This window comes from Bacillus sp. AF62, from assembly GCF_050312695.1.
GTDB classification, from domain to species: Bacteria; Bacillota; Bacilli; order Bacillales; family Bacillaceae_G; genus Bacillus_A; species Bacillus_A cereus.
Genome location: NZ_JBNPJZ010000069.1, coordinates 112368 through 124694, shown reverse-complemented (window position 1 = coordinate 124694; position 12327 = coordinate 112368). Strand labels below are relative to the sequence as shown.

The following is a 12327-nucleotide window of genomic DNA, read 5'->3' as shown; positions in this document are numbered from 1 at the left end:
ACACTTGAAAATAGCAGACAGAGTTGCTTATTGGCAGGTGTAGCGATTTTATTAAAAAGATTTTAAACAGGTTCTAACACCCCGTATAAACGATTTGGGGCATTGCGATGTGATTTAAGAATGTGAATATCTTGAGGATAGTTCCCCTCTTTTTCCTCAGTCCATGTCTTACCTCCATCTACACTTTTAATTAATCCACCAACCTCAATAGTCGTATAAATAGTTTCTGGATTATTAGCATCAATTTCAATATGTTTTACATGGTGTGTATATGTTCTTTGAGGAAAGAACCATGATGAATATGATGGCATTTGTCGATAATCTGTTAGCAGCTCAAAACTGTCTCCTCCATTTTTGGATACGAACATTGCACTCGGTTCAGTTCCTACATATACAATCCCGTTACCGTCATCCCCCTTCGCTGGAGATACAGAAACTGCTGTAATAGCTCTCATATGAATAGCATTAGCTGGGAACACTTCACCAAATGAAGGCAACGTACCAATTGCTTCCCATGAACTTCCTCCATCTTTACTTCTCCATAATCCCCTATCAAAAGTACCACAATACATTCTTTCTTGGTCGTATGGATCTAAAGCTAAAGCAACTGGATTCGCACCTACAAACTGCGATTGGACGCTCCATGTTGAGTCTTTTTTTTCTGCGATTACAAGTTCTCTATCAAACGCTAATATGAATTTTTCCATAACTAAAATCTCCTCGTTTCATAATATATCTACTGTATTATTTAAATTTTTACCGTTACAAGTTATGAGATAACACTTATATGCTACAGCATATAAAGGATAAATTTTATAAGCAATATGTGATTAAAAACTTACATTATATAATTTGTTAACTTCACATCAGTATGATGAACAAGATGTCCTGTTAACTCATATAAGTCCATATGCCACCTTCAAATAAATCGCAATTTATATGCTATAGCATATATAATATAGAATGCATTATTTTATGTCAAACTTTAATACTGTTAATAAGTTCTTTAGCTCGCCTAAAGTAATTTAAAAGTCATAATATAAACAGAAACATTTTATTGAATAGAAAATAAAAAAAGAGTGCAATTTTTGCACTCTTTTTACTCATTTCTATTAGAAATCAAAGTTATCAGGATCTGGACCAACGCGGTGATTTTGATTTAATGCATCGATTTTTTCCATATCTTCTTTCGTTAATTCAAAGTTAAATACATCGGCATTTGCAATAATACGGTGCTCTTTCGTTGATTTTGGAATTGTGATCACTTCATTTTGAAGATCCCAACGTAAAATGACTTGTGCTGTTGTTTTACCATGTTTCTCAGCAATTTCTTGTAATGTTTCGTTATCTAATAATTGACCTTGCATAAGTGGTGACCATGCTTCCATTTGAATACCTTGTTCTTTACAGAAAGCTTGTAATTCTTTTTGTGTTAAACGAGGATGGTATTCCACTTGGTTGATCATTGGCTTAATTTCCGCATCTTTTATTACATCTTGTAAGTGATGAATTTGGAAGTTACTTACGCCAATTGCACGTACACGCTTTTCTTTATAAAGTGTTTCTAACGCTCTCCACGTATCTTTATATTTCCCTTCTACAGGCCAGTGAACAAGATATAAATCTAAATAATCTAGTTTTAATTTTTTTAAACTCTCTTCGTATGCAGCAATTGTTTCTTCATATCCTTGATCTGCGTTCCATACTTTTGAAGTGATAAATAATTCTTCTCTTGAAATACCAGTTGCTTCAATACCGGCCCGAATCCCCTCACCTACAGCTGTTTCATTTCCGTAAATTGTAGCTGTATCGATGCTGCGGTATCCTGCTTTAATTGCTGATTTAATCGCTTCTACAAGTTCTGGTCCTTCTTCTACTTTAAATACACCTAAACCGAACCAAGGCATTTCTACACCATTATTTAATACTGTTTTACTTTGTAAGTTTTTCATTTTATTTTCGCTCCTTTTATTTTACTTGATCTCTTTTTTCTAATGTCATACTCCATGCTGTTAAAATAACAGCACCTACTACCATAATGCCGCCTACCCAAGCTGTATGAATTAACCCTAACGAGTTCGTTACAATACCACCTAAATAAGCACCAAGGGCAATCCCAGCATTAAACGCCGCAATATTAATTGCCGATGCAACATCGACAGCACTCGGTACAAATCGTTCAGCTAACATTACGACATATACTTGTAACCCTGGAACATTCATAAATGCGAATAGCCCCATTAAAATAATAGTGATTAACCCAGCTACCTTAAATGGTGCCGTAAATGTTAAAACAAATAATATAATCGCTTGAATAAAGAACATGTAGAATAGCGCTCGAATTGGATTATGATTCGATAATTTTCCGCCAATCACATTTCCTATCGCAATGGCGATTCCATACACTAATAAAATGATAGTAACCGTATTTGCTTTAAATCCTGTTACTTCTTGTAATAACGGAGATAAATACGTAAATGTTACGAATGTTCCCCCATATCCTAATGCAGTAATAATGAAAACTAGTAACAGTCTTCCGTTCGTAATCAATTTAAACTGATCGCGGAATGATACAGACGTACCTTTTTTCATATTAGATGGAATGAGAATACTATTTGCGATTAAGGCAATAATTCCAATTACTACAATTGCTAAAAATGATGTTCTCCAGCCAAATTGTTGACCAATAAATGTTCCAATTGGTGCCCCTGTAATAGTCGCAACTGTTACGCCGGTAAACATAATTGCAATTGCACTAGCACGTTTATTTTCTGGGACAAGTGCTGCAGCAATCGTTGAACCAATTGACATAAACACACCATGCGAAAGTGCAGAAACAATTCGCGCAATAAGTAATACAGTGAAACTTGTTGCTACCGCTGCGATTCCGTTACCAATAATGAAAATAATCATAATCCACATTAATAACGTTTTTCGTGACATATTAGCTGTTAATGACGTTAATACTGGAGCACCAAACGCTACACCTAACGCATATAAAGAAACTGTTAAACCAGCTGTTGTAACCGACACATGTAAATCTTCCGAAATTGATGGTAATAAACCGACACTAACAAATTCAGTTGTCCCAATCCCGAACGCACTAATTGCTAGCGCTAATAACGCAAATATACTTCTTCGATTCGTCTGAACTTCTGAAGACGATGCTGTATATGAATTCAATTGAGCTCCCCCTCTTCCCTATAATTCCTATCATAATAGTGCGATAAAAAGGCCCTTTTATCTTCTAAAAAATATATTTAATCTCTACAAACGCTATTATGAATGGTTGCATTCTCTTTTTAGTACCGTAAAGCTTGTCCCTCTCCTACATGTACTATTATGAAATATATTTAACATAATGAATAGTACGCACTTTAAAGTGCTGTAGGTACTAAAAAGTAACATAGTTAATTGCTCGTACCATAAATCTTGTTTCCCTCTCACATGTGCTATTATGTATGATATTTAACATAATAAAAAGTACGTACTTTAAAGTACTATAGGTACTAAAAAGTAACATTTATATAACCTAACTTATTTTGCTCAAAAATTGAAATCTACATTCCATGAAAAAGACTTTCAAATGAAGAAATACACTTTTCCCGTAGAGGCACCTTTAGAGGACATTACTTAAACATACAGAGGATCATGTTCATTACCACAGACAAATAATAAAAAGGCAAAAACGAACAGAAATGTGTTCATTTTTGCCTTTTTTATTTAACGATTAAAATGTACGACTTTTGGAAAGGAAATCTGCATTAGATCCTGTTACACCACTTTGTCCCCAGTTCCCTGGAATCATTTCACGAATAAGAATTAGCACTTTATCCAAAGGTGCATGAGTATATTTAGATGTTACTTGTGTAAGTTCTTTTACCCACTTATCCTTTGTCTCTTGATCAAATGTATTCCATATATCAATCTTAATAATAGCCATTCCATTAACGTTACAACCTGGTGTATCGTAAGACTCTTTTGTCTCCCAATCGGACACCCTACTTTTCTCAGCAAAGGTAGCATCACTTGCTACAGCCCCAGCTTTCCCCCAATTTTCTTTCTCAAGTTCCGTTATCAACACTTGAATTTTGTCAGGGACAATTTTTAATAGTTTTATTGTAAGTTCCGTTACATTATAAATAAACGCCTTCTTTTCTTCTGTTGACATGGTTGGCCAAGTATTTAGCTCAATTAATGGCATAGTGTTGCCCCCTAAAATTAATTATCTATTGACTCGTTACAACTATTGGTTCAAATGATTTTTAACTGCTCTTACTACCAATTCGTGATCTTCTTCTGGTGGTAATCCTGAAACTGTTATCATTCCAATAACCCCTACGTTTTTTATTCTGATAGGAAAGCATCCACCAAACGCAGCATATTCCGAAGTATCTAAAAGATATTTTTCATTATATGAAATCCCAGTTATTTCACTTTGTATCTGCATATAATACGAGCTACGATCATGCAGGGAAACGACACGTTTTTTACGCTCAATCCATTTCGTATTTTCCTCATTTGTCCCTGTCATCTTGAAATGAAATAATTGGACACCATTTTTCGTTATATCAACAGCAATCAATTTTCCCTCTCGCTTTGCTGTTTCAACGATAAATAAACCTAGTTGCAAGGCATCTTCATTTGTAAAAGAGGAAAATTGAAGTGTTTCCTCCTCTTTTAAAATTTGTTTACTTATTTCATTCAAATTTGAAGAACTCATATCTTTAACCTCCATAATTGTTTTATGTCACACCGACATTTTCCCGAAATTATTAGGCCATATAGTACAACCTTTCAATCAATCTGACTCTAAATAAACTGCTGTAACATCATTGGTAACTAGTACCGTAAAGCTTGTTTTCTTCTTGCTGGTGCTATTATGAATGATATTCAAAGTTATAAAAAGTACGCACTTTAAAGTGCTATAGGTACTTTAAAGTACTATTTTACTTATCCCTATCTTACAGAGACTATTATGAAATATATTTAACATCTTAAAAATGTATGTACTAAAGAATAATATTTTTAATCACTAACTTTTTTGATCAATCGTTATAATCCAATTTCATCAAAATTTTTATCAATTATTACACTATCCAACAATAGGAGGAAACAAAGATGGATGAAAATATATCCAAAAACTGAAAAACAGTTGAGTCCCTTGAGGGAATAGTTATAATTCACTACATATAGAAATAGACATACAAAAACGCCATCCTTTTCTATAATTCTACAGAAAGAATAGCGTATTTTTCAAAAATGAGTTCTTTTATTGAGAAACTTTGATTCTAAATCATACATAAAAGGGCAATCAGTGCTAAAACAGCCGGAAGTCCTTGTTTCACAATAATTGATTTATTAGATGTGAAACCTCCGAAAATAGCTGCTATCACCACACAAATCACGAAAAATAATTGGACCATATAACCAATTGGATTGAGCCCAAGTACAAGTCCCCAGATGAGACCAGCCGCTAAAAATCCATTATATAAACCTTGGTTTGCAAACATAATGGCTACGTTTCGATCTCCTTCTAAATGCTTCGGTAATTTGAAAGCACGTTTCGCTACTTTTGAATCAATAAAAAACATTTCAAGGATCATGATAAACAAATGTTCTAATGCTACGATCCCGACTAAAATAGCTGCGATTATTTCCACACTATTCTGCCCCCTACACTCTCTATTCTTTAATATTCTCTACATTTTTTTGCATCTGTAATAGGACATGAATAAGTATTTTGCGTTCTTCTCCACTGATATTTACGAACATTTCCTTCATAAAATGTTCCTTTTCTTTCTTGTCAAAATATTAATTGATATATCAATTATTGATACATCAATTAATATACATCTCTCTTTTTATTTTTGCAAGTTTTTTTGCTCAATTGGTTTTATTTTGTTCCAGCAACTTTAAACCAATTCAAAACATCAGTTCGTATTTCTAGAAATCATAATTACTTTAAGTTCATTCTGACAATCATATTTAACTAAATATATAAAAGAATTGAGTTATATCTCCATCAATTTATAAAAATTAATTTTTTCTAAAAACAGATACTTTACGTTTTTTATAGTAATAAAAATTTTTTTGTTTCAGAGGCAATCCATTTTGTTAGCTTGATGGGCATAGGATAGCACCCATATGACGAACCAATTATCTTTCAAGAAGACGGCTAGAAATCTGGATTTGGCACAGGCGTTGCCTACTTCCGTGATCCAGATGGTACTAATTTAGAGCTTATTGCTCCAAAAGGTCCATTTAGACGTGACTAATTAAAATATATTAATACTAAAAAACCACCTTTATGAGAGGTGGTTTTTTGTTGCTAATGGTCAAGATTAATATTGGGGTCTGATTGACACCTATTCCTTTTCCATATCTTTCATCATACCATCGAAAGAATAGTCTTATAGCTATTTCAAATATTTCGGCAGCACTATATCGCTAGCAAGCTAAAATTTCATGGTACTCCCCAAAAAAATCTGCTGAATCATAACCAAAAGTTCATTTTATCATTTCGAGGTAATTCGAAATTCTTAAGTTGTTGGGCACAGGGTACAGCTGAAAAACAGTGTATATTCATTAACTTCAAACTAATTTTGATGTAACAAAATTGTATTTATACCTTTTTAACAAATTCAGATTTTAATTTCATAGCTCCAAAACCATCAATTTTACAATCAATATCATGATCTCCATCAACTAATCGGATACTCTTTACTTTTGTACCAATTTTTACAACTGATGAAGTTCCTTTTACTTTAAGATCTTTAATTACTGTTACAGAATCACCATCGTTTAAAATATTTCCATTTGCATCTTTAATTACCTTTGTATCTTCACTATTTTCAGCTTCTAATTCTAAAGTCCACTCATGAGCACATTCTGGACAAACAAAAAGATTCCCATCTTCGTAAGTGTATTCTGAATTACATTTTGGACAATTTGGTAAATTAGACATATTTTTATTTCCTCCACTCGTTTTCGTGTATTCTATTAAATAAATATTATTTTTAATTTCCCTTTTTCGTTTAAATATACGGGAAATATTCTCTTCTTACTGTTTGATACTTATTTGTTGAATGTATAAAAAAACTACTTGTTCACACCTTGTAAAAAATCTTCTCCACATTCTCCAAAGCAAACTTTCTTCTTCTCTATTTTTTAATAAAATGATGAAAAAGTAGATTAAATCAAACAAACTTTGTATGTGAAGTGAAATTTTTAAAAATCTAATGCATTTACTTTATTCTTTATTGTATTGATTTCCTGAGATTGCTGAGAAAGCCCTGTACACTCATGAAAAGCAAAATGCTTACACCCTATACATTTTTTTGTATTCAGATGTCCTAAAGCACAATTAATTGCTTCCCCGGTATGATCAAAAAAGTTTTCTTTCCCAATTTCAGCATACAATCCATTCTTATCTAGATTGGCTTTTAGCTCTGATTGAATTCCAGAAATAAGAAGTACGCCACCTTGTTTTTTGAAGTGCTGAACAATATTCCTAAAGTAAGACTCTCCTGTGGTATCAATAAAAGGAACTTTTCCCATACGTAAAATTAAAACTTTAGGTTTATAATGAATAGTCGCTAAAATATTTTGTTCAAATGTTTGAGCAGCCCCAAAGAATAATGGCCCTTCTATTGTATAAATACTAATTTGTGGACAATCATGAGCTTTATTTACCACATGCGATAACAATTTTTCATTCTTTTTTGTATGATCAGGAAGCACTTTAGATATAACAAGCATATTACTCATACGTTTTGTAAACAAAATAACAGCTAAAATAAGACCAATCTCCACAGCTGTTGTTAAACTAGTAAATACAGTAAGTAAAAATGTTACTAGTAATACAAGGGAATCTCCTGTCTTCATTTTGAATATGTGATAAAAATGTTTTTGTTCGCTCATATTCCAAGCTACCACCATTAAAATGGGAGCCATACTAGCAAGAGGAATATGTGAAGCATATGGAGCTAACAGTAAAAGTGTCAATAACACAAATCCCCCATGAATAATACCCGACATCGGAGATACAGCCCCACTCTTAATATTAGTCGCTGTACGAGCAATTGCTCCAGTTGCTGGAATCCCGCCAAATAACGGGGTAACAATATTTGCAATCCCCTGACCGACAAGCTCTTTGTTACTGTTGTGTTTACTATTTGTCATACCATCTGCCACGACAGCGGATAAAAGCGATTCAATTCCACCGAGCATCGCAATAACAAATGCAGGACCAATTAACTGTTTTATACGTTCTAATGTGATTTCTGGTATATCAAACTGAGGAAGTGTATTTGGAATCGTGCCATATGCTGTACCAATAGTAGGTACATGACCTGAGAAAAATACAGTTGCAATTACAGTTGAAATAACAACACCTACTAATGAACCAGGCACTTTTGGTAAAATCTTTGGTGTTATGAGTATAACAAAAAAGCAAATCAAAGCAGTTATAACACTATAAAAATTGGTAGTACTGATATGAGTGAAGAGTTCCTTCAAATTCGCTAGAAATTCCTCATGCTTTTTTATACCTGTTAAACCTAAAAAACTAGCAATTTGTCCCGTAAAGATAATAACAGCAATACCTGAAGTAAAACCAATTGTTACAGGACGTGGAATAAACTTAATTAAAGAGCCTAGTTTGAAGATTCCCATAAGACATAAAATAATTCCAGCTAACAAACCCGCGAGTAGTAAATTTTCGTATCCATAGGTAATTACAACTCCTAAAAGAATCGGAACAAAAGCACCTGTAGGTCCTCCAATTTGATACTTCGAACCACCAAACAGTGAAATGAGTATTCCAGCAATACAGGTTGTATAAATCCCATACTCTGGCTTAACACCAGAGGCTATAGCAAAAGACATAGCAAGTGGAATCGCAACAACTCCAACAATCATTCCTGAAAGAAGATCCTTTTGAAAATGTGCTAATGAATATCCTTCAAACCTTCCTGTAAATAACTTTCTCATTACAAACCCTTCTTTTCTATTTTTAATAGATCTGGATTACAAATGTATTTCTCGGTCCCTTATACAGAAAATTGTCCTTTTCACAAAAATAAAAAACATCCTAATATTTACTATATGTTTTACTTAAATGACACTCCAATTCACCTATATCTCCACCTTGTTGTACATAGGATTTCAATCTTTCTGCTAAACGTTCTCCGGCTCGACTATCTAGCTTCTTTGTATCAATAAACGATCTAATCCTTACCTTATCTGGAGTAATATCTCTACGAAACATTTGTCCTGGAATTTCACTCCAAAAACGATTCCATTCATCCAGTAATCCTATTTGATCAAATAAAAAACCTTGAATTCCACATAACCAAGCTGTACAAGCAGTATTTCTTTTTCGACATCCAACTCCATCTTGTAAATGTTGGCATGAAAAACAACAAGAATTTCCACTTTTTATACAAACTTCACAAACGTAATGAGCTCCTAATGAGCGAAATGTTTCAATTCCATGTTGGATGATATCTTCTTTCTTAACCTCAATACTCAACCTATCCCTCCTTAGCCATCATTTCACTTTCTGCTCCATCTAGCTCTTCTAACATTGAAATCGCATCAATTAAATGGTTGTTAAAAATCTTCCGTGCAACCACCAATAAATCCACAATAATAGGGTCTCGTAAAGAATATAAAACTCTTTTTCCATCTTTCCTACCAACAACAATATTTTTTGAACGTAGTACACTTAATTGCTGAGAAACAGCTGAGCCTTCCTTATTTAAAATATCTTGAATTTCGTTTACGCTTTTTTCACCTTCTGACAATAATTCTAAAATACCTATTCGCAAAGGGTGTGCTAAGGCTTTAAAGAAATCTGCTTTAAATTGTTGCATTTCGTTTCCCATTGAAATCCCTCCGTTACTTTTCCTCAATTTCAAAAAGTATCATATACATCTTCAAATGTTTGAATATGTATATGATACTTTTAAAACCCCGAATTTTCAATACAAATTTTACAATATTAAATAAGCATCAAATAGAGAAATATACTATTCAAATTCAGGTTCAAAATTTATTATCCAAAATAAAAGCGCCTAACATATTAGGGATATATAATACGTTAGGCGCTTGATATTTAAAATTTTTCGATTTAGGTCTTGATAATATTGGATGAGTATATGACCAAAACGCTAGATGACTAATATGAATAAACTTATTTGTAAAATTAATTCCGTAGAATATTTTAAGAGCAAGTTTTGAAAAAAACTATTCAAAACTTGCTCCTTATTTTCTCAGATCCAACTATTTTGATACTAAAACCAACAGTAGTGAATTAGAATAATGACTTAATACTTGCTAAGACAGTAAGTACACCTACAATAATAACAAATACGTTGCTCATTTTCCCTTTGTATTTAGCTAGTACTGGCACTTTTTGAATCGCATACATCGGTAATAGACATAAGATAGCAGCAACTAAAGGACCGCTTAGAGAATCAATAAGTCCAAGAATACTTGGATTTGTATAAGCAACAAACCAGCATGATAATACAACAAAAGTAAGGATTATTGTCTTAATTGTTTTTTCTTCAATATCTTTTCCACGTGATTTACCGAACTTAATAATCATGTCACGCATTACTTCAAATGCTCCTATATAATGGCCAAGGAAAGACTTTGTAATAGCCACAAAAGCAATAATTGGAGCTGCAATAGTGATTACAGGTGAATTAAGCTCATTAGCAAGATATGAAAGAATTGATAAGTTTTGTTCTTTTGCCATTTTTATATCATCTGGAGTCAAGCTCAATGCGCTACTCCAAACGAAGAACATAACAACAGCGAATGTCATGATATAACAAACCTTTTGTATTTGCGCACATTTAGCATCAGTGGCTTCGATTCCATACGTAGCTCTCTGTTTCACAACAAATGATGAAATCATAGGTGAATGATTAAATGAGAATACGATGATTGGTAGAATCATCAATATCGTCCCAAAATAGCCTGTTCCTGTTGAAGCAGTTGAAACAGCTGAAAAACTAAGCATTGACGTATTCCACTGTGGAATTAAAGATATTGCGATAAAAAGTAGAGAAACTATGAAAGGATACACTAACATACTCATTACCTTTACAGTAATATCTTGACCAAAATTCAGTATAGCGATAAGACCAAGAACTAATACAAGTGATAAAATAGCTCTTGGAGGTTCTGGCATGTGCAATTGATGCACGATAAAACTACTTGCAGTGTTTGTAAGCGCAACCGAATACATTAGTACGATTGTATAAATTGAACCGAAATATACGATGTTAAAAATGATACTCGCTTTATTTCCGAAATACTCTCTAATTGTACCTGTGATCCCCTCATCAGCAGAATTAGAAGCGTATATCATTTTAGCAAGTGCCCTATGTGAGTAGTACATAACTGGATATGCAAGCAATGTAATTAGTAGTAAAGATAATAAACCACCTGAACCTGCATTAATCGGTAAAAAGAGCACCCCTGCTCCAATTGCAGTTCCAAATAGACTGAGTGCCCATGTAGTATCCTGCTTATGCCATTTTTTCGGATCTGCATATTGCTCATTTTTTAGTGCGGTATTTTCAGCTTGAACTTCTATTTTCTTTGCAGTATTCCCGTTCATATAATAACTCCCCCTTGTATCTATTCCTGCATCTCTCTTTGCACCTAACAAATATTCCCTTTTCGGAAAATGAATTCCTTACAAGTTGCCCCACATTGTATGTCCTTCATCATAATGAATCCAAATTGAAACATTCGCTAATTAGCGTCCTAATATAATTGTTAGCGTTCACAAAAAAGTTTACTCGTAATATCCGCTCTTTATATAAAGACCCCTTAAGAGAACGATATAGAATAGACTTCATAAATACGTTGCAACATTTCTAATAACAGTGTATTACTTTAATGGTTTCTCTTTTTTACTTTTAACAGTAATTTTAGCTAAACCGGCCTCTCTTCATTTGCGAGGCATTTCTTTCTCAATTCTATACATTACTTTCATAACTTCGGTAGCACTGATGATATTGCTTACACAAGCCACTGAAGCACATTACATACATTTCGCCTCTAATCACACACCTTTCTTACTAATAATCGCATTTTTTATATTTTCTCCAGAGATAATAAAATTTCTCTCGACGCCCTCATTATAACGTGTATATTTATAAAATTAATATTTTTATATTTTCAGAAATATTAAAGAGGAATAATTTTATATGGATAATATTTTACAGTTAGCATGTAGCCATTGTTTTTATCGCTTAAAGCTGAATTAGTTAGTAAAAAAATACAATAATACATTGTTTTTCT

At 33.1% G+C, this 12327-nt stretch carries 10 protein-coding genes and 2 pseudogenes; 1 reads left to right on the top strand and 11 read right to left on the bottom strand.

Annotated features, from left to right (window positions below; translation table 11 throughout):
- Nucleotides 1-74: 74 nt before the first annotated feature.
- From ACQRBL_RS16945 to ACQRBL_RS16920, 6 genes and pseudogenes are all read right to left on the bottom strand, one after another.
- Nucleotides 75-707: pseudogene (locus tag ACQRBL_RS16945) on the bottom strand (WD40/YVTN/BNR-like repeat-containing protein); the annotation flags it as partial.
- A 405-nt stretch (nucleotides 708-1112) separates the two neighbouring features.
- Nucleotides 1113-1952 (bottom strand): aldo/keto reductase, encoded by an 840-nt coding sequence (locus ACQRBL_RS16940; protein WP_023522567.1) that lies wholly within the window; start codon nucleotides 1950-1952, stop codon nucleotides 1113-1115.
- A gap of 16 nt (nucleotides 1953-1968) precedes the next feature.
- Complete coding sequence (locus ACQRBL_RS16935) at nucleotides 1969-3183, bottom strand: MFS transporter (protein WP_001089900.1); 1215 nt, start codon at nucleotides 3181-3183, stop codon at nucleotides 1969-1971.
- A gap of 547 nt (nucleotides 3184-3730) precedes the next feature.
- Nucleotides 3731-4204: a tautomerase family protein gene (locus ACQRBL_RS16930; protein ID WP_023522568.1), complete on the bottom strand. Its 474-nt coding sequence runs from the start codon at nucleotides 4202-4204 to the stop codon at nucleotides 3731-3733.
- Nucleotides 4205-4246: 42 nt separating this feature from the next.
- Nucleotides 4247-4738: a heme-degrading domain-containing protein gene (locus ACQRBL_RS16925; protein WP_411995892.1), complete on the bottom strand. Its 492-nt coding sequence runs from the start codon at nucleotides 4736-4738 to the stop codon at nucleotides 4247-4249.
- 553 nt (nucleotides 4739-5291) lie between these two features.
- Entirely contained in the window at nucleotides 5292-5663 is a 372-nt protein-coding gene (locus ACQRBL_RS16920) for a DUF1304 domain-containing protein (RefSeq protein WP_023522570.1), read from the bottom strand.
- A gap of 480 nt (nucleotides 5664-6143) precedes the next feature.
- Between ACQRBL_RS16920 and ACQRBL_RS16915 the strand changes: the two are divergent.
- Nucleotides 6144-6278, top strand: a pseudogene (locus tag ACQRBL_RS16915) (VOC family protein); the annotation flags it as partial.
- A gap of 347 nt (nucleotides 6279-6625) precedes the next feature.
- On the opposite strand, the gene ACQRBL_RS16910 reads toward ACQRBL_RS16915, so the two are convergent.
- The 5 genes from ACQRBL_RS16910 to ACQRBL_RS16890 form a co-directional block, all read right to left on the bottom strand.
- Nucleotides 6626-6967, bottom strand: a complete 342-nt coding sequence (locus tag ACQRBL_RS16910; RefSeq protein WP_000067658.1) for a zinc ribbon domain-containing protein YjdM — start codon at nucleotides 6965-6967, stop codon at nucleotides 6626-6628.
- A gap of 263 nt (nucleotides 6968-7230) precedes the next feature.
- On the bottom strand, nucleotides 7231-8994 hold the full coding sequence (locus ACQRBL_RS16905) for a SulP family inorganic anion transporter (RefSeq protein ID WP_411995891.1): 1764 nt from the start codon (nucleotides 8992-8994) through the stop codon (nucleotides 7231-7233).
- A gap of 100 nt (nucleotides 8995-9094) precedes the next feature.
- Nucleotides 9095-9535 (bottom strand): hypothetical protein, encoded by a 441-nt coding sequence (locus tag ACQRBL_RS16900; protein ID WP_000021461.1) that lies wholly within the window; start codon nucleotides 9533-9535, stop codon nucleotides 9095-9097.
- Between the two features lies 1 nt (nucleotide 9536).
- Complete coding sequence (locus ACQRBL_RS16895; protein WP_006924203.1) at nucleotides 9537-9890, bottom strand: ArsR/SmtB family transcription factor; 354 nt, start codon at nucleotides 9888-9890, stop codon at nucleotides 9537-9539.
- 428 nt (nucleotides 9891-10318) lie between these two features.
- Nucleotides 10319-11638, bottom strand: coding sequence for an aromatic amino acid transport family protein (locus ACQRBL_RS16890; RefSeq protein WP_001014168.1), 1320 nt, complete (start codon nucleotides 11636-11638; stop codon nucleotides 10319-10321).
- Nucleotides 11639-12327: the final 689 nt, after the last annotated feature.

Excerpts from the sequence above, each read along its gene's own strand:
- ACQRBL_RS16890 (WP_001014168.1), bottom strand. The coding sequence starts at position 11,638 with ATGAACGGGAATACTGCAAAGAAAATAGAAGTTCAAGCTGAAAATACC.
- ACQRBL_RS16905 (WP_411995891.1), bottom strand. The coding sequence starts at position 8,994 with ATGAGAAAGTTATTTACAGGAAGGTTTGAAGGATATTCATTAGCACAT.
- ACQRBL_RS16930 (WP_023522568.1), bottom strand. The coding sequence starts at position 4,204 with ATGCCATTAATTGAGCTAAATACTTGGCCAACCATGTCAACAGAAGAA.
- ACQRBL_RS16895 (WP_006924203.1), bottom strand. The coding sequence starts at position 9,890 with ATGGGAAACGAAATGCAACAATTTAAAGCAGATTTCTTTAAAGCCTTA.
- ACQRBL_RS16940 (WP_023522567.1), bottom strand. The coding sequence starts at position 1,952 with ATGAAAAACTTACAAAGTAAAACAGTATTAAATAATGGTGTAGAAATG.
- ACQRBL_RS16925 (WP_411995892.1), bottom strand. The coding sequence starts at position 4,738 with ATGGAGGTTAAAGATATGAGTTCTTCAAATTTGAATGAAATAAGTAAA.
- ACQRBL_RS16910 (WP_000067658.1), bottom strand. The coding sequence starts at position 6,967 with ATGTCTAATTTACCAAATTGTCCAAAATGTAATTCAGAATACACTTAC.